Source organism: Isoptericola sp. NPDC056573 (assembly GCF_042793335.1).
Lineage (GTDB): Bacteria > Actinomycetota > Actinomycetes > Actinomycetales > Cellulomonadaceae > Isoptericola.
In genome coordinates, this window is sequence record NZ_JBHTUY010000013.1 from 98,011 (window position 1) to 113,702 (window position 15,692).

Consider the following 15,692-nt stretch of genomic DNA (forward strand, 5'->3'; position numbering starts at 1 on the left):
GAGCCGCCGTTGCCACCGAGGGCACGTCGGACTAGCCTCGACTTAGTCCAGCCTGGTCCAGGAGGCCCCCCGTGAAGACCGTCAACGTGCACGAGGCCAAGACCCATCTCTCCCGCCTCCTCGCGGAGGCCGAGGCGGGAGAGGACGTCGTGATCGCGCGTGCGGGCCGCCCGGTCGCTCGCCTGGTCGGGATCGACCCCGCCGCCCGGCCGCGGCGAGAGCTCGGCCCGCTGCGCGGCCGGTTCACGATGCCCGACGACTTCGACCACTGGGCGCAGGACGAGGTGGCCTCCCTGTTCGAGAACGACGAGCCGGCGGACGCCCGGTGAGGTATCTCCTCGACACGAACGTCCTCGTGTGGACGCTCGGGTTCCCCGAGCGACTGCCCGACGACGTCGCAGAGATCCTTGCCGACCCCGAACCCGAGATCTGGTTCAGCGCCGTCAACATCTGGGAGATCGGCATCAAGTCCGCTCTGGGCCGCGCCGACTTCGACCTCGACCCCCACGTCGCCCGCGCGACCACCCTGGCCCTCGGCTTCGTGGAGCTGGCCGTCGACGGCGCCCACGCCGTGACGGCGACACGCCTGCCCCCCGTCCACCGAGACCCGTTCGACAGGATGCTGGTGGCGCAGGCGATCATGACGGGCTCGACCCTGCTCACCAGCGACGCCACCGTCGCCGCGTATCAGGGCCCCATCCGCCACGTCGGTCGCCGCGGCTGATGCACGACCGAGAGAGGACCTGCACGATGCCCCACGTCACCGTCGTCCGTGCGGACAACCCCGGCCCGATGACGCTGGACGGGACGCGCTCGTACGTGCTGCGCGCGCCGGGCTCGTCGTCGTGCGTGGTCGTGGACCCGGGCCCCGACGACGAACGGCACCTGGCGACCCTGGCCGAGGCGGGTCCCGTGGAGCTCGTGCTGGTCACGCACCGGCACGCGGACCACACCGCCGGCTCGGCGCGCCTGCACGCGCTCACGGGCGCCCCGGTCCGCGCCGCCGACCCGGAGCACTGCCACGGCGGCGAGCCGCTGCGCGGCGGCGAGACGATCGACGCCAGCGGCCTCCGGGTCGACGTCCTCGCGACGCCGGGGCACACCGCCGACTCGGTGTCGTTCGTCGTGACCGTGCCCGACGGCGCCGGGTCCGGCGAGCCGGTCGTGCTCACGGGCGACACGGTGCTCGGGCAGGGCACCACCGTCATCGCCGAGCCGGACGGTTCGCTGCGCGACTACCTCGCCAGCCTCGACCTGCTGGAACGCGTGGGCGCCGGGCGGGTCGGGCTGCCGGGTCACGGCCCCGCGCTGGACGACCTCGGCACGGCGGTCCGCGCCTACCGGGCCCACCGTCTGGAGCGTCTCGACCAGGTGCGGTCGGTGCTCGCGACGCTCGGCCCGGCGGCGGACGCCGACGCCGTCGTCGCGCACGTCTACGCCGACGTGGACCCGTCGGTGCGGCGCGCGGCGCGGCAGTCCGTCGTCGCGCAGCTCGCCTACCTGCGCGACGAGACCGCCTGACCGGCCGCCGCGGCCCACGGCCGGCTCCCGGGCAGGTGTCGGTGTCCCGCGGCACGATGGCGTGATGACCGTCACCCCCGCTCCGGAAGTCCGCCCTGCCGTGCACCTCGGCGTCGCCTTCGTCCCGACGATGCCGCCGGAGTCCCTGCGGTCGCTCGCCACCGCCGTCGAGGCCGCTGGCCTCGACGACCTGTGGGTGTGGGAGGACTGCTTCAAGCAGAGCGGTGTCGCGTCGGCCGCCGCCGCGCTGGCCTGGACCGAGCGAGTGCGCGTCGGGATCGGCCTCATGCCCGCGCCGCTGCGCAGCACGGCGGTGACGGCGATGGAGGTCGCCACGCTCGGCCGCATGTTCCCGGGCCGGTTCGTGCCGGCGGTCGGCCACGGCGTGCAGGCCTGGATGGACCAGGCCGGGGTGCGCGCGAAGTCGCCCCTCACCCTGCTGCGCGAGCACACCGAGGCGCTGCGCGCCCTGCTCGCCGGCGACGAGGTGACCGTCTCGGGCCGCTACGTCACCCTCGACCACGTCCGCCTCGACTGGCCCGCGCCGCAGGTGCCGCTGCTGCTCGGCGGCGTCGGCCCCCGCTCTCTCGCGCTGGCGGGCGAGCTGGGCGACGGCGTCATCCTCGCCAACGCGCTCACCCCCGACGACGTGCGTGCCGCCGCGGAGACGGCCGGGACGGCCGCGCAGGCCGCGGGCCGGCCCGCACCGGGCGTGTACGCCACCCTCATCGCAGCGACCGGCGACGGCGCGCAGCAGCGGCTCGACGCCGAGCTCCCGCTGTGGGGTGCGGAGGCCGGGAGCGGCATCGGTGCGGCCGGCGACGCCCGCGCCATCGCCGACGCCGTGCTCCGCCTGGCGGCCGCCGGTGCTTCCGCCGTCGCGGTGCAGCCCACCGCCGACGAGCCCGACCTCGCCGGGTTCGTCGAGCTGCTCGGCCGCGAGGTACGGCCCCTGCTCGACCAGGCGTGACCACCCGGGTCCCGCCGCACAGCACCGAGGAGCACACGATGGACTGGAAGATCGAGCTGATCCACGTGCCCGTGAGCGACGTGGACCGGGCGAAGGAGTTCTACGAGCGCGTCGGCTTCCACCCCGACCACGACCAGCAGGTGAACGACGACCTGCGGTTCGTCCAGATGACACCGCCGGGCTCGGCCTGCTCGATCGCGTTCGGGACGGGCCTGGGCGGCACGCTGCAGCCGGGGCAGCTGGACGCGATCCAGGTGGTGGTGCCCGACGCGGACGAGGCGCTGGCGCACCTGCGCGGCGTGGGCGTCGAGGCCGACGGGGTGGACGACCAGGCGTGGGGCCGGTTCGTCACGTTCGCCGACCCCGACGGCAACGCCTGGACCCTGCAGCAGCTGCCCGCGTGGTCCGCGGGCGCCGGGGGCTGAGCCCGCGAGGACGAAGCCCTCGACGTCAGAGCCGCTTGCCGTAGCAGCGCTGCTGCTCCAACCCGGCGTGGTCGCCGAACGACTCGATCGGCTCGTAGCCGATGGCCTCGTACAGCGCGATCGCCTCGGGCTGCGCGGTGCCGGTCTCGAGCACGAACCGGCGGAAGCCGACCTGGCGGGCGGCACGCTCGAGCTCGGCCATCAGCCGCCGTGCGACGCCGCGCCCGCGCACGTCGCCGTCCACGTACAGGCGCTTGACCTCGCCGGTCGCGGCCGGGTGGGTGGTGCCGCGGCCGCGCCGGTCGTCGGTGCCGGAGACGTCGCGCACGGCGGCGGTGCCGACGGGGCGGCCGTCCAGGCGCGCGACGAGCGTGACGACGATCGTCCGCGGGTCGATCGTGGGTGCCTCGTCGTCCCCGCCGTACCGCACGGCCATCTCGGCCTCCTGGGCGGCACGCAGGGTCGCCGCGACGGGGTCGTCCCACGCCACGACGTCGACCGCCAGGCCCTCGGGCCCGACGGTCGACGGGAGGACGGTGGTGGCGGTCATGCCGAGACGAGCGACGCCAGCACCGACGTGAAGAATCCGAGGCCGTCCGTGCCGGTGCGCGGGCCGTCCTCGCCGTCCGGGCCGAAGCCCGCCTCGACGGCGTGCTCCGGGTGCGGCATGAGGCCGACCACGTTGCCGCGCGCGTTGCTGATGCCCGCGATGTCGCGACGGGAGCCGTTCGGGTTCCAGCCCTGGTAGCGGAACACGACGCGGCCCTCGCCCTCGAGCTCGTCGAGGGTGCGGTCGTCGGCCACGAACTGGCCGTCCTGGTTCTTCAGCGGGATGGTGATGTGCTGGCCGGGCCGGTACCGGTTGGTCCACGCCGTCGACGCGTTCTCGACCGACAGCACCTGCTCGCGGCACACGAAGTGCAGGTGGTCGTTCTTCACCATCGAGCCGGGCAGCAGGTGCGCCTCGGTCAGCACCTGGAAACCGTTGCAGATGCCGAGCACGGGCATGCCGCCCTTCGCCGCGTCCACCAGGGCGTCCATGGCGGGCGCGAAGCGCGAGATGGCGCCGGCGCGCAGGTAGTCGCCGTACGAGAACCCGCCCGGCAGGACGACGGCGTCGACGCCCTGGAGGTCGCCGTCGGCGTGCCACAGCGACACGGGCTCCCCGCCCGCGAGCCGGACCGCGCGAGCCGCGTCCCGGTCGTCGAGGGTGCCGGGGAACGTGACGACGCCGATCCGCGCCGACGCGAGGGTGCCGGCGGTCATCAGGCCACGCCCTCGGAGGTGATCGTCCCGGCGGCGTCGGTCGCGGCGTCCGCGACGCGCACGACGTCCTCGATGACGGGGTTGGACAGCAGCGTCTCCGCGGCCTGCTGCGCGGCGGCGAGCACCTCGGGCGTGACGTCGCCGTCCACCTCGAGCTCGAACCGCTTGCCCTGGCGCACCCCGCTGAACTGGGTGAAGCCGAGGCGGGGCAGCGCCCCGACGACGGCCTTGCCCTGGGGGTCCAGGATCTCGGGCTTGGGCATGACCTCGACGACGACGCGTCCCACGGGTGCTCCTTGGATCGTGACCGGTAGCTGGCCGGGTGGTCCAGCGGCCGCGGCTCCGAGGTCCCGGCACGGGCGGCGCAACGGAGGCGCGCGCGTGGGGGCGGGAGCACGACGGCGGGATTCCGCGACGAGTCTACCGCCCGCGCGCTAGCCTTCTGACGCCGCGGAGCGCAGCCGGTCGACGGCGCCGCCGACGCCGCGTCGTCCACCATCGCACCGACCCCGAGGAAGCATGTCCGCACCCACCTCTCCGCCCTCCGGCGGCACGCCCGACCCGTACGCCACGCCCGAGGCGGGCGCGACGCCCCCGACCGGGACCGCACCGAACAGGACCGCACCGAACGGGACCGCACCGAACGGACCGCCCGCGCCGTACACCGCGCCCGGCACCCCGTCCCCCGCGACGCCGTACGACCAGCAGGCCCCGTACGGGGGCCGGCCGACGCCGTACGACCAGCCCGCGCCGTACGGCGCGCCGTCCCCGTACGGGCAGCCGGCGCCCGGGACGGACGGGTTCTCGATCGCCGCGCTGATCACGGGCATCCTCGGCATCAGCCCCGTGGCGCTCGGGCTCGGCATCGCGGGGATGCGGCGCACCCGGCGCACGGGACAGAGCGGCCGCGGCATGGCGATCGCCGGCGTCGTGCTCGGTGCCCTGGGGATCCTCGGCTGGCTCCTGGTGGTCGGGCTGCTCGCCCTGCTCGCGACGAACGACGAGGTCCAGGAGGGGTTCAGCCAGGGCTTCGAGGAGTCCTACGCCGACCGCACGGGCGCGAACCTCGACCTGGGCGACTGCTTCGAGCTGCCGGACGACGCCACCGACCTCACCGGCATCGTCGCGACCGACTGCGCGTCGGCGCACGGGGCGGAGATGGTGGGCGTCGACGAGCTCACGGACGCCGAGTACCCGGGCGAGTCCTCCGTGGTCGCCACCACGGAGGACTTCTGCTTCGAGGAGTTCGCCGCGTACGTCGGCACGGACTACGACGCGTCCAGCCTCGACATGATGTACCTCTACCCCACCCAGGCGTCGTGGGCGTTCGGCGACCGGCGCCTCATGTGCTGGGCGCAGAACCCGGACGGCTCGCCGCTCGAGGCCAGCGTCCAGGGCTCCGGCCTCTGACCTGCCGGCCCGCCGGCACGCGGGGGCGCCCTCAGCGCAGGGGCGCCCCCGTCAGCCGCTCGTACGCCTCGAGGTACCGGTCGCGGGTGCGCTCGACCACCTCGGGCGGCAGCACGGGCGGCGGCACGTCGGACGCCCGGTCCCAGCCGGAGGCCGGCGACGTCAGCCAGTCGCGCACGATCTGCTTGTCGAAGCTCGGCTGGGCACGGCCCGGCTCCCACTCGTCCGCGGGCCAGAACCGCGACGAGTCGGGCGTGAGCACCTCGTCGCCGAGCACCGTGGCCCCGGTCGCCGGGTCGACGCCGAACTCCAGCTTGGTGTCCGCGAGGATCACGCCGCGCTCGCGCGCGATCTCCTCGGCGCGGGCGTAGACGGCGAGGGTGAGGTCCCGCAGGCGCGTGGCGGCGTCGTCGCCGATCCGGCGCGCCACCTCCTCGAACGGCACGTTCTCGTCGTGCTCCCCCACCTCGGCCTTCGTCGCGGGGGTGAAGATCGGCTCCGGCAGGCGCGACCCGTCGACCAGGCCGGCCGGCAGCGGGATGCCCGTGACCTCGCCGGACGCACGGTACTCGGCCAGGCCGGAGCCGGTGAGGTAGCCGCGGGCCACGCACTCGACGGGGAACATCTCCAGCCGGCGGCAGATCATCGCGCGGCCCGCGACGACGTCGGGCACCAGGCCGTCGCCCGGCTCGGCGCTCGCCTCGGTGGACACGACGTGGTTGTCCACCACGTCGGCGAGCTGCTCGAACCACCACAGGCTCAGCTGGGTGAGCACCACGCCCTTGTCGGGGATGCCGGGGGTGAGCACGTGGTCGTGCGCCGAGAGGCGGTCCGAGGCGACCACGAGGACGACGTCGCCCAGCGGGTGCACGCCGCCCAGGGCGGGCAGGTCCGGCGCGTACAGGTCGCGCACCTTGCCGGAGTAGACGTGGCGCCACCCCGGCAGGTCGAGCGGTCCCCCGGCGAAGGCGTCGTCCTGGTCGGCACCGGGCTGGTCGACATCGTGCGTCTCGGTCACGATGCTCAGTCTCGCATCCGGCGTCGGGCCGGGCCGCACGCGTCCGCGGTCCCGCCGCGCGGAGTTCATCGGGTCCCCTACCGGACAGCCCCGTCCGTTCACCGCCCGTTCGCCGGCGGCGTCCACCGTGCAGCCCATGAGACTCCGCACCCGGCACACCGCCGCCCTGCTCGTCGCGGCCCTCGTCGCCGCTCCCGCCGCCGCGTCCGTCGCGGCCCCGCGCCCGCCCCACGCGGCGGCCGGACACCCGTCCGCCCCTCAGCACGGCGCCGCCACGGGGCACATCCCCTTCACCGCGGCGACGGTGACGACCCACGACGACGGTTCGTTCACCGTCACCTGGTCGGCGCCGCGCGGAGCCGGCGACGTGCGCCTCTACGCGGGCACCGACCGGGACCGCATCGACACGCGCCACGTCGTGGCGCGCGGCGGGTCCTCCGGGACGGTGACGGTCACCGACCTGTCCGACGCCGACCGCCGCTGGTTCCGGCTCGTCCCCGACCGCGGCGCGGGCCTGACGATCGCCGACCGCCTGGTGCGGCTCGACGGCACGGTGAACCTCCGCGACCTGGGCGGCTACCGCACCACCGACGGCGACTGGGTCGCCATGGGCGAGGCCTACCGGTCCGACGCCCTCGACCGGCTGAGCGAGGCGGACCTCGACACCCTCGAGGGACTCGACGTGCGCACCGTCGTCGACCTGCGCACGAGGTCGGAGCGCGCCACCGCACCCGACCGCGTGCCCGACGGCGCCCGGTACGAGGTGGCTGACGTGCTCGGCGGCGGCACCGCGACGATCCCGGACCTGTCGTCACCGGCCGCGGCCGCGCAGATGATGGTCGACGGGGAGCGCTCCATGGTCTCCAGCGACACGGGCCGGGCCGCGTACGCGACGTTGTTCGACGCGGTCGCGGACGACGGCGCGGTGCTGTTCCACTGCACCGCGGGCAAGGACCGCACGGGCTGGGCGGCGGCCGCCCTGCTCACCACGGCGGGCGTGCCGCGCGACGTCGTCGAGGACGACTACCTGCTGAGCAACGACTACCGCGCCGAGGCGAACGCCGCCGCGCTCGCATCGATGCCAGCCGAGCAGGCCGCGATCTACCGGCCGCTGCTCGACGTGCGGCCGGAGTACCTGGCCGCCGGGTTCGACGAGGTGCACGACGAGTACCGCTCGTTCGACCGGTACCTCCGCCAGGGCCTCGGCCTCAGCGCTCGCGAGGTGCGCGACGTGCGGGACGAGCTGCTCGTCGGCTGACCGGCTGACCCACCACACCCGTCCGATCTGTTCGGTATGAGGTCGATCTCTTCGGCATGGGTCGGTGCCGAAGAGATCGACCTCCTGCCGAACAGACCAGCGTCAGGGGACGGCGACCTCGCCCCGCTCGGCCTTCAGCGCGATGTCGCTGCGGTGGTGGGAGCCGTCCAGCGCGATCTTCTCGACCCCGGCATAGGACGCCGCCCGTGCGGCGGCGAGGTCCGCGCCACGGCCGACGACGGACAGCACGCGCCCGCCGGCGGACACCAGCGCGCCGTCGACGACGGCGGTGCCGGCGTGCAGCACGTGCACGTCGTCCAGCGCCTCGGCGTCGGCGATGCCGGTGATCGGGTCGCCCTTGCGCGGCGACTCGGGGTAGCCCTGGGAGGCGACGACGACGTTGACCACGGCGTCGTCCGACCAGCGCAGCGGCTCGATGGCGTCGAGGCGGCCGGTGGCGGCGGCGAGCAGCACGCCGGACAGCGGGGTGCGCAGTCGCGCGAGGACGGCCTGGATCTCCGGGTCGCCGAAGCGGGCGTTGAACTCCACGACGCGAGTGCCGCGGCTGGTCAGCGCCAGCCCCACGTAGAGGACGCCGGAGAACGGGGTGCCGCGGCGGGCCATCTCGTCCACGGTGGGCTGCGCGATGCGGTCCACCACCTCGGCGACCAGGCCGGACGGCACCCAGTCGAGCGGCGTGTACGCGCCCATGCCACCGGTGTTCGGGCCGGCGTCGTCGTCGCCGACGCGCTTGAAGTCCTGCGCGGGCACCATCGGCACCACGCTGGCGCCGTCGCACAGGCAGAACAGCGACACCTCGGGCCCGTCGAGGTACTCCTCGATCACCACGCGGCCCTCGTCGCCGCGCGTATCGAGCGCCTCGCGGGCGTGCGCGAGGGCGGCGTCGCGGTCGGAGGTCACGACCACGCCCTTGCCGGCGGCGAGACCGTCGTCCTTGACGACGTAGGGGGCGCCGAAGGCGTCGAGCGCGTCGGCGACCTGCTCCACCGTGGTGCACACGTGGGCCATCGCCGTCGGGACGGCCGCGGCGGCCATGACGTCCTTCGCGAACGCCTTCGACCCCTCGAGCCGGGCGGCCTCGGCCGACGGCCCGAAGACGGGGATCCCGGCCTCCCGGACGGCGTCGGCGACCCCTGCCACCAGGGGTGCCTCGGGCCCGACGACGACCAGGTCGACGCCGAGCGTGCGGGCGAGGGCGGCGACGGCACGGCCGTCGTTCGCGTCCACCGGGTGGAGGTCGGCCTGCGCGGCCATGCCCGGGTTGCCGGGGGCGGCGTGCAGCTCGTGCGCCGGCTGCGCGCCCTCGGCGGCCTCGGACGCGAGGGCGTGGACGATGGCGTGCTCGCGGGCACCGGTCCCGACGACGAGGATCTTCACGGGCGACCATGCTAACGACCCTCGCGGCGGGAGGGTCGCGGCGTCCGCGGCGGCCGCCCCGGGGCCCGCGACCGCGCCGGTCCGCTCAGGGCTGCGGCAGGCGAGCCATCCCGTAGACGCGGTCGACGCGCAGGCGCAGCACCTGGCGCCGGTCGGCCACCATCGCCCGCCGGAACTCCTCCCAGTCGGGGTGCTCCTGCCGGGCCGCGACGCGGAAGGTCTCGACGAGCTCGTCGGCGGCGGCGTCGTGGACGTCGGTCGCCACGTCGCTCAGCTCCGCCGTGCCGTCGAGGACGGCGTAGCTCCAGAAGTCCGGGGCGCTCACGTGCAGCGACACGCGGGGGTCGCGCGCCGCGTTGCGGGTCTTGGCGCGGTCCGCGGTGACGGACACGCGCGCCGTCCGCGTCTCCTCGTCCCACGCGTAGAGCACGTTGGACAGCTGGGGCCGGCCGGCCCTCCGCAGGGTCGTGAGGACCCCCTTGTTGCCCTCCGCCACCAGGGCGAGCAGGGCCCGCTGGTCGTCCGTCTCGGTCGTCCCCGTCGTCGTCATGACGGGACAACCCGCCAGGTCAGGCCGTTGTTCCCCCGGGCACGGTGGCGTCCTGCCCCGACCGGGCGAGCGCCTCCGCCACGAAGCCGTCGGCCGTGAGCTCGGCGACGGCGTCGCGCAGCCAGGTCACGGCGACGGGGTCGCGGTCGCGACCGGTGGCGACGGCCTGCCGGATCTCGGTGAACCGCGGCTCGACGACGCGCAGGCCGGGGTGCTCGGCGACGTACCGGGTCAGCGGCTGCCGGATGCCGGCCGCCACCTCCAGGCCGTGCTCCTCGAACGCGACCGTGCCGTCGGCGCCGCGCACCACCTCGGCCCGGGTCAGGGTGCGGCTGAGGAACAGGTCGTACGCGGAGCCCTCCTTCACCCCGACGCGCACGCCCGGCCGGTCGACGTCGTCGGCCGTGCGGACGGGCGAGCCCTCGGGAACGGCGAACACGCCCTCGATCAGCACGTACGGCGTGGTGAACGCGACCTGCTCGGCCCGCTCCGGCTCCACGGCGAGGAAGCCGACGTCGGCCCGCCCGTCGGCCACGGCCGCGAACGAGTGCCGCGCGGCGTCGACGCACTCCAGCACGCCCTCGACGCCGAGGCGCCGGGCCAGCTCGCGGGCGAGGTCGACGGTCACCCCGGACGGGTCGTGCCGGGTGCCCTGCGCGAGCACCGGGTTGCCGAGGTTGACCACCGCACGCAGCACCCCCGTGGGGGCGAGCGCGTCGACGACCTGGCCCGTCGCCGTCATGCCCGCGCGTGGATCAGGTCGTGCACCGGGATGATCTCGTCGCGCCGCGGGCCGACGCCCACCGCGGAGATGCGGCAGCCGGACAGCTCCTCCAGGCGCGCGAGGTACGCCTGCGCGTTGGCGGGCAGGTCCTCGATGGTGCGGGCACCGGAGATGTCCTCCCACCAGCCCGGCATCTCCTCGTAGATCGGCTTCGCGTGGTGGAACGCCGACTGGTCGTCGGGCATCTCGTCGTACCGGGTGCCGTCCACGTCGTAGGCCACGCAGACCGGCACCTTCTCCAGGCCCGTGAGCACGTCCAGCTTGGTCACCACGAGGTCCGTGAGGCCGTTGATGCGCGACGCGTAGCGCGCGATGACGGAGTCGTACCAGCCGCAGCGGCGCGCACGGCCGGTCGTGACGCCGTACTCGCCGCCCGTCTTGAGCAGGTACTCGCCCATGTCGTCGAACAGCTCGGTGGGGAACGGGCCCTCGCCGACCCGCGTCGTGTACGCCTTGATGACGCCGATGACGGAGTCCACCCGGGTGGGCCCGATGCCGGAGCCGGTCACCGCGCCGCCGGCCGTGGCGCTCGACGACGTGACGAACGGGTACGTGCCGTGGTCGATGTCGAGCATGGTGGCCTGGCCGGCCTCGAACAGCACGTTCTTGCCCTGGTCGAGCGCCTCGTTGAGCACGAGCGGCGTGTTCGCGACCATCGGGCGCAGGCGCTCGGCGTGCGCGAGCAGCTCGTCGACCGTCTCGTCGATGTCGACGGCACGGCGGTTGTAGACCTTCACCAGCAGGTGGTTCTTCTGGTCGAGGGAGCCCTCGACCTTCTCCCGCAGGATCTTGGGGTCGAACAGGTCGGCGATGCGGATGCCGACGCGGTTGATCTTGTCGGCGTACGCCGGCCCGATGCCGCGGCCCGTGGTCCCGATGCGGCGCTTGCCGAGGAAGCGCTCGGTGACCTTGTCGAGCGTGCGGTGGTAGCCGGCGATGACGTGCGCCTGGCTCGAGACCAGCAGGCGGGAGACGTCCACGCCCCGCGCGATCAGGTCGTCGAGCTCCTCGAACAGCACGTCGATGTCGACGACCACGCCGTTGCCGATGACGGGGACGACGCCGGGCGACAGGATGCCGGAGGGCAGCAGGTGCAGCGCGTACTTCTCGTCGCCGATGACGACGGTGTGACCCGCGTTGTTGCCGCCGTTGAACTTCACGACGTAGTCGACCCGGGACCCGAGCAGGTCCGTGGCCTTCCCCTTGCCCTCATCGCCCCACTGGGCACCGACGAGCACCACGGCTGGCATGAAATCTCCTCGCGTCGACGAGGCCCGGCGTGTTCACCCACGTCACCTGAGGAGGCGGGCCTCCTGGTCCGGGCCGCGCCCGAGTTTACCCGCCCGTGACCTGCCCGTCGGTCCGGCGCGCTCAGCCCGCGGGGTGATGCGTCGCGGGGGTCGACGGCGCGGGAGCCGACTCGCAGCGGTGGTCGCGGTCGATGCGGAACAGGTCGAGGGCCCCGCACACCTCCAGCACGAACAGGTCGCGCTCGTCCGCGCCGCGCAGCACCGTGGCGCCGCCACGCTTGCGCCCGGCGTCGGCGAGGGAGATGAGGAACGCTGCCCCGGTCGAGTCCATGAACGTGACGCGGCACATGTCGATCACCAGCAGCTGCCGCCGCAGCCCGACCACGCGGGTGGCGATCTCCGGGAACTGGTCGCGCTCCGCGAGGTCGAGGTCACCGGCGATCACGAGCGTCGTCGTCGTCGAAGACGTCGCGATCTCGATCATGGAGCGAGCGTACCCGCGACCGGCCGCGCGCGACGCCCGAGGCGCCGATCTGTGAACCGGGCCGCGGCCGGGCCAGAATGGGGCTCATGACCTCCTCCGCGCGTGACCTGCTCGCCGGCCCGCCCCCGACCCTCCTGCCCGACGAACACCCCCAGGTGCGCGACGGCCTCGATGCCGGGGAGGACCCGGCCCGGCTCGCCGCCGACCACCCCGCGTCGTCGCTCGCCTGGGCGGTGCTGGCCGAGGCCACGCTCGACGCCGCGGGCGACGCGCCCACCGCCGCCCGGTCCGTGACGGCGTACGCGTACGCGCGCACCGGCTACCACCGCGGCCTCGACGCGCTGCGTCGCGCCGGCTGGCGCGGCCAGGGCCCGATCCCCGCCGACCACGAGCCCAACCAGGGGTTCCTCCGCGCGCTCGCCGCGCTGTCCGAGGCGGCCGCGCAGATCGGCGAGTCCGACGAGGCGGAGCGCTGCGCGCAGTTCCTGCGCGACTCCGGCAGCTCGCCCGAGGAGGTCCGCGCCCTCGTCGGGTGAGCTCGTCGGGTGAGCTCGCCGGGGCTTCCGGACGTGGTCAGCCGACGGCGGTCGCGTGCAGCTTGGCCCACACGAGCTTGCCGGAGCCGGCGGGCCGCCAGCCCCAGTCGGCGAGCCGCTCGACGATCTGCATCCCGAAGCCGCCGACGCGGTTGGGGTGGCCGTCGGTCGTGACGGGCGGCGCGGGGTTGGAGTCCTCGACCTCGATGCGCAGCCCGTCGCCGGTGTCGAAGAGGCGCAGCGCGATGTTGCCCCAGCCGTGCAGCACGCCGTTGGCGACCAGCTCGGAGACGACGAGCTCGGCCGACGCCGACTCCGGCAGCCCCCACGCCTGGCAGGTGCGCAGCACGGCGTGCCGGGCCCGGCCGATGGACGCGGGCTCGCTGGGCAGCAGCCACCGCCGCGAGCGCGGGCTGAGCGGCTGGACCTGCGCGTCGGCCACCGGGTCGGGCACGCGCACGACGACGAGCGCGACGTCGTCCTCGGGAGCGTCGGCGAGGCGCGAGAGCAGCTCCTCCCCCACCCCCGCGGCGTCGCGGGCGGTGATGCGCCCCGACGTCTCGACGAGCGCGTCGAGACCGACCTTGAGCGACCGGTCCCGGCGCTCGATGAGGCCGTCCGTGTAGAAGAGGAGCACGTCGCCGCGCCGCAGCTCGGCCTGCCCGGTGGTGCGCGGCTTCGACCCGAAGCCCACGAGGGAGCCGGCCCCGCCCGCGAGCTGGGTGACCGTGCCGTCGCGCAGCAGCAGCGGCGGCAGGTGGCCGGCGCGCGTGTACTGCACGGTCCAGACGTCGCCGTCCTGCTGGTGCTTGAGGGTGGCGTAGACCATCGACGCCGACCGCGGGATGCGCATCCCCGTGACGAGCTGGTCCACCCGGTCGACGACGATCCCCGGCGTGGCGAGCTCGAACGCGTACGAGCGCACCACGGACCGCAGCTGCCCCATCGCCGCCGCGGCCTCGACGTCGTGCCCGACGACGTCGCCGACCACGAGCCCGACGGTGCCCTCGTTGATCTGCAGCACGTCGTACCAGTCGCCACCCACCTGGGCGTGCTCGGCGTTGGGCGCGTAGTAGGTCCACACGTCGAGCCCGGACACGTCGGCCTGCTCGGGCAGCATCGCGCGCTGCAGCGCCTCGGCGAGCCGGTGCTCGCGCGCGTACAGGCGCGCGTTGTCGATGGCGGTGCCGGCCCGGCGCGCCACCACCTCGATCACGGTGTGCACGTGCTGCGGCTCGCCCGGACCGGGCCGGACCTCCTCGGTGACGGTGCCGTCGGGCGCCACCCCCACGCCGTGCCACGTCGCCAGCAGCCCCAGCACGCGGCGGCGCCCCGCCACCGCGTGCACGACGACCGCGCGCGGCAGCGCCCCGGTCTCCTCCACGACACGCCGCAGCAGGTCGCGGCGCAGCCACCCCGACGCGGAGTGCGCCGGGAAGCCCGCGCCCAGGCGGAGCATCACGGGCCCCTCGACGACGCCCTCGAGCAGGTCCTGCACCTCGTCCCGGACCGGCTCGCGGGCGGCACCGCCGTCGGTGGGCGGGTCCGGCCGCTCCCCGGAGACGTCGTCGGGCAGCTCGGGCACGTACCGCGCGTGCCGTCGGCCGCGGCCGCTCGGCGGCGACGCGACGTCGACGCCGTCAGCGAAGACGAGCCCGTCGTCGTTCACGTAGAAGCCGGCCCAGGGCACGAGCGCGCGCAGCAGGTCGGCGATGTCGCGCAGCGCGTAGGGGTACTCCAGGTCGCCCAGCAGCTCCGTGGTCTGCGCGATGAGGTCGAGGTCGGCCCGCTCGCGGCGCTCCACCTCGAGCGAGGCGAGCTGGGCGGCCTGACGCTCCACGTGCGTCGACACGTCGGTGGCGGTGCCGAGCCAGCGCCGCACCACCCCGTCGGCGTCCGGCACGGGGGACATCGTCACCTGCCACCACGTGGCGCGGCTGTCGAGCAGCCGGCCGCTGACCATCCGCGTCGTGGGACGCCCGGCGCGCAGGTCGCCCTGGCTGCGCTCGCGCTCGGCGTCGTCGTCCACGAGCTCCAGCAGGGGGTGCTTGCCGAGCACGGCGAGGTCGTTGACGCCGATCCCGGACTCCCGCGCGAAGGCGTCGTTGATCCACAGGACCGGCATCCCGGCCTCCCAGGCACCGGTGACGAACGCCGGGATGACGGCAGCCGCGATGGCAGCGTCGAGGAATCCCTCCGGGAGGGGCGGCACAGGACCGGATGATTCGGTCATAATGCCTCCACTGCCGAGATTCCCCGCCCTGGTTGGTGTTCTTGCTGGTCATTCAACCGTAGATTGGTGTCCGCCGAGACTCGAGGTGAACGCCCCGGCGCGTGGAAGGAGCACCGTGCACGACGGATCGAACACGACCCCACGTGACCTGCGGCGTGCAGACGTGAAGGAGGCAGACGCGGTGCCTGAGCTGGGAGACCCCGCGAGCGTGCACGTCATCGTGGGTGCGTCCCGCGCCCGTGTCGTGCTGTCCGGCGAGATCGACGCCGACATCGGAGCCGAGCTGGGCGAGGCCATCTCCGACGCCGAGGGCTCCGGCCTCCCCGTCGAGATCGACGCCCACCACGTCACCTTCATGGATTCCTCGGGTGTGGCGTTCCTCGCACGCCTCGCGTCGCGCAGCCCGCACCGCGTCCGGGTGCTGCGCGCGCCGCCCACCGTCCGGTTCCTCCTCGAGGTCACCCGCATCGGCGAGCTGCTGGAGATCGTCGACGTCGACCCCGGCTTCGACCTCGAGACCCCGACGCCGAGGTAGCTCGAGACTCGCCGAGGTAGTTCGAAGGGCGGCCCCCCCCCAGGGGGGGGCGGC

Annotated in this window: 19 protein-coding genes; 9 read left to right on the plus strand and 10 right to left on the minus strand. The window is 74.6% G+C overall.

The features are described 5' to 3' along the window. Positions 1–71 precede the first annotated feature (71 nt). The 5 genes from ACFQ8E_RS19350 to ACFQ8E_RS19370 all read left to right on the plus strand — a co-directional run bounded on the left by ACFQ8E_RS19350 (position 72) and on the right by ACFQ8E_RS19370 (position 2,916). Positions 72–329 carry a type II toxin-antitoxin system Phd/YefM family antitoxin gene (locus tag ACFQ8E_RS19350; protein WP_430552192.1) on the plus strand — a complete coding sequence of 86 codons (258 nt, stop codon included), beginning with the start codon at positions 72–74 and terminating at the stop codon, positions 327–329. Then, a complete protein-coding gene (locus ACFQ8E_RS19355) occupies positions 326–724 on the plus strand; it encodes a type II toxin-antitoxin system VapC family toxin (protein ID WP_430552193.1) in 399 nt (132 codons plus the stop codon). The genes ACFQ8E_RS19350 and ACFQ8E_RS19355 overlap by 4 nt, the downstream gene beginning before the upstream one ends. A gap of 26 nt (positions 725–750) precedes the next feature. Then, positions 751–1,521, plus strand: a complete 771-nt coding sequence (locus tag ACFQ8E_RS19360) for an MBL fold metallo-hydrolase (RefSeq protein ID WP_430552194.1) — start codon at positions 751–753, stop codon at positions 1,519–1,521. Between the two features lie 64 nt (positions 1,522–1,585). Further along, on the plus strand, positions 1,586–2,491 hold the full coding sequence (locus tag ACFQ8E_RS19365) for an LLM class flavin-dependent oxidoreductase (RefSeq protein ID WP_430552195.1): 906 nt from the start codon (positions 1,586–1,588) through the stop codon (positions 2,489–2,491). Between the two features lie 38 nt (positions 2,492–2,529). Then, on the plus strand, positions 2,530–2,916 hold the full coding sequence (locus ACFQ8E_RS19370) for a VOC family protein (protein WP_430552196.1): 387 nt from the start codon (positions 2,530–2,532) through the stop codon (positions 2,914–2,916). A 25-nt stretch (positions 2,917–2,941) separates the two neighbouring features. Here the strand turns inward: ACFQ8E_RS19370 and ACFQ8E_RS19375 are convergent, their stop codons facing one another. From ACFQ8E_RS19375 to purS, 3 genes are read right to left on the minus strand one after another with little or no spacing between them, the layout of a single operon-like run. Then, a complete protein-coding gene (locus tag ACFQ8E_RS19375) occupies positions 2,942–3,466 on the minus strand; it encodes a GNAT family N-acetyltransferase (protein ID WP_430552197.1) in 525 nt (174 codons plus the stop codon). Then, positions 3,463–4,182, minus strand: a complete 720-nt coding sequence (purQ, locus tag ACFQ8E_RS19380) for a phosphoribosylformylglycinamidine synthase subunit PurQ (RefSeq protein ID WP_430552198.1) — start codon at positions 4,180–4,182, stop codon at positions 3,463–3,465. The genes ACFQ8E_RS19375 and purQ overlap by 4 nt, the downstream gene beginning before the upstream one ends. After that, complete coding sequence (purS, locus tag ACFQ8E_RS19385; RefSeq protein WP_429766102.1) at positions 4,182–4,469, minus strand: phosphoribosylformylglycinamidine synthase subunit PurS; 288 nt, start codon at positions 4,467–4,469, stop codon at positions 4,182–4,184. The genes purQ and purS overlap by 1 nt, the downstream gene beginning before the upstream one ends. Before the next feature lie 232 nt (positions 4,470–4,701). Between purS and ACFQ8E_RS19390 the strand changes: the two genes are divergently transcribed. After that, positions 4,702–5,592 carry a DUF4190 domain-containing protein gene (locus tag ACFQ8E_RS19390; protein ID WP_430552199.1) on the plus strand — a complete coding sequence of 297 codons (891 nt, stop codon included), beginning with the start codon at positions 4,702–4,704 and terminating at the stop codon, positions 5,590–5,592. Between the two features lie 31 nt (positions 5,593–5,623). On the opposite strand, the gene ACFQ8E_RS19395 is transcribed toward ACFQ8E_RS19390, so the two are convergent. After that, entirely contained in the window at positions 5,624–6,619 is a 996-nt protein-coding gene (locus tag ACFQ8E_RS19395; protein ID WP_430552211.1) for a phosphoribosylaminoimidazolesuccinocarboxamide synthase, read from the minus strand. Positions 6,620–6,746: 127 nt separating this feature from the next. On the opposite strand from ACFQ8E_RS19395, the gene ACFQ8E_RS19400 reads away from it, so the two are divergent. Further along, complete coding sequence (locus ACFQ8E_RS19400) at positions 6,747–7,868, plus strand: tyrosine-protein phosphatase (protein WP_430552200.1); 1,122 nt, start codon at positions 6,747–6,749, stop codon at positions 7,866–7,868. Between the two features lie 102 nt (positions 7,869–7,970). On the opposite strand, the gene purD is transcribed toward ACFQ8E_RS19400, so the two are convergent. The 5 genes from purD to ACFQ8E_RS19425 form a co-directional block, all read right to left on the minus strand. Next, positions 7,971–9,266, minus strand: coding sequence for a phosphoribosylamine--glycine ligase (gene purD, locus ACFQ8E_RS19405; protein ID WP_430552201.1), 1,296 nt, complete (start codon positions 9,264–9,266; stop codon positions 7,971–7,973). An 85-nt stretch (positions 9,267–9,351) separates the two neighbouring features. Continuing rightward, positions 9,352–9,816, minus strand: a complete 465-nt coding sequence (locus ACFQ8E_RS19410) for a PPOX class F420-dependent oxidoreductase (RefSeq protein WP_430552202.1) — start codon at positions 9,814–9,816, stop codon at positions 9,352–9,354. A gap of 19 nt (positions 9,817–9,835) precedes the next feature. Continuing rightward, on the minus strand, positions 9,836–10,558 hold the full coding sequence (locus ACFQ8E_RS19415) for a transporter substrate-binding domain-containing protein (protein ID WP_430552203.1): 723 nt from the start codon (positions 10,556–10,558) through the stop codon (positions 9,836–9,838). Then, positions 10,555–11,850 (minus strand): adenylosuccinate synthase, encoded by a 1,296-nt coding sequence (locus ACFQ8E_RS19420; RefSeq protein WP_430552204.1) that lies wholly within the window; start codon positions 11,848–11,850, stop codon positions 10,555–10,557. Before ACFQ8E_RS19420 ends, ACFQ8E_RS19415 begins: the two co-directional genes overlap by 4 nt. A gap of 121 nt (positions 11,851–11,971) precedes the next feature. Further along, positions 11,972–12,334 carry an STAS domain-containing protein gene (locus tag ACFQ8E_RS19425; RefSeq protein ID WP_429735554.1) on the minus strand — a complete coding sequence of 121 codons (363 nt, stop codon included), beginning with the start codon at positions 12,332–12,334 and terminating at the stop codon, positions 11,972–11,974. A gap of 86 nt (positions 12,335–12,420) precedes the next feature. On the opposite strand from ACFQ8E_RS19425, the gene ACFQ8E_RS19430 reads away from it, so the two are divergent. Then, the gene (locus tag ACFQ8E_RS19430; protein WP_430552205.1) at positions 12,421–12,870 is read left to right on the plus strand and encodes a DUF3151 domain-containing protein; all 450 of its coding nucleotides are present in this window, start codon (positions 12,421–12,423) and stop codon (positions 12,868–12,870) included. A gap of 37 nt (positions 12,871–12,907) precedes the next feature. Here the strand turns inward: ACFQ8E_RS19430 and ACFQ8E_RS19435 are convergent, their stop codons facing one another. Further along, positions 12,908–15,082 carry a SpoIIE family protein phosphatase gene (locus ACFQ8E_RS19435; protein WP_430552206.1) on the minus strand — a complete coding sequence of 725 codons (2,175 nt, stop codon included), beginning with the start codon at positions 15,080–15,082 and terminating at the stop codon, positions 12,908–12,910. 202 nt (positions 15,083–15,284) lie between these two features. On the opposite strand from ACFQ8E_RS19435, the gene ACFQ8E_RS19440 reads away from it, so the two are divergent. Continuing rightward, a complete protein-coding gene (locus ACFQ8E_RS19440; RefSeq protein ID WP_430552207.1) occupies positions 15,285–15,638 on the plus strand; it encodes an STAS domain-containing protein in 354 nt (117 codons plus the stop codon). Positions 15,639–15,692: the final 54 nt, after the last annotated feature.

What these genes read in the sequence shown, in the direction of transcription:
- purQ (WP_430552198.1), bottom strand. Translation starts at nt 4,182, where the DNA reads ATGACCGCCGGCACCCTCGCGTCGGCGCGGATCGGCGTCGTCACGTTC.
- ACFQ8E_RS19365 (WP_430552195.1), top strand. Translation starts at nt 1,586, where the DNA reads ATGACCGTCACCCCCGCTCCGGAAGTCCGCCCTGCCGTGCACCTCGGC.
- ACFQ8E_RS19425 (WP_429735554.1), bottom strand. Translation starts at nt 12,334, where the DNA reads ATGATCGAGATCGCGACGTCTTCGACGACGACGACGCTCGTGATCGCC.
- ACFQ8E_RS19390 (WP_430552199.1), top strand. Translation starts at nt 4,702, where the DNA reads ATGTCCGCACCCACCTCTCCGCCCTCCGGCGGCACGCCCGACCCGTAC.
- ACFQ8E_RS19375 (WP_430552197.1), bottom strand. Translation starts at nt 3,466, where the DNA reads ATGACCGCCACCACCGTCCTCCCGTCGACCGTCGGGCCCGAGGGCCTG.
- ACFQ8E_RS19415 (WP_430552203.1), bottom strand. Translation starts at nt 10,558, where the DNA reads ATGACGGCGACGGGCCAGGTCGTCGACGCGCTCGCCCCCACGGGGGTG.
- ACFQ8E_RS19360 (WP_430552194.1), top strand. Translation starts at nt 751, where the DNA reads ATGCCCCACGTCACCGTCGTCCGTGCGGACAACCCCGGCCCGATGACG.
- ACFQ8E_RS19430 (WP_430552205.1), top strand. Translation starts at nt 12,421, where the DNA reads ATGACCTCCTCCGCGCGTGACCTGCTCGCCGGCCCGCCCCCGACCCTC.
- ACFQ8E_RS19370 (WP_430552196.1), top strand. Translation starts at nt 2,530, where the DNA reads ATGGACTGGAAGATCGAGCTGATCCACGTGCCCGTGAGCGACGTGGAC.
- ACFQ8E_RS19410 (WP_430552202.1), bottom strand. Translation starts at nt 9,816, where the DNA reads ATGACGACGACGGGGACGACCGAGACGGACGACCAGCGGGCCCTGCTC.
- ACFQ8E_RS19400 (WP_430552200.1), top strand. Translation starts at nt 6,747, where the DNA reads ATGAGACTCCGCACCCGGCACACCGCCGCCCTGCTCGTCGCGGCCCTC.
- ACFQ8E_RS19420 (WP_430552204.1), bottom strand. Translation starts at nt 11,850, where the DNA reads ATGCCAGCCGTGGTGCTCGTCGGTGCCCAGTGGGGCGATGAGGGCAAG.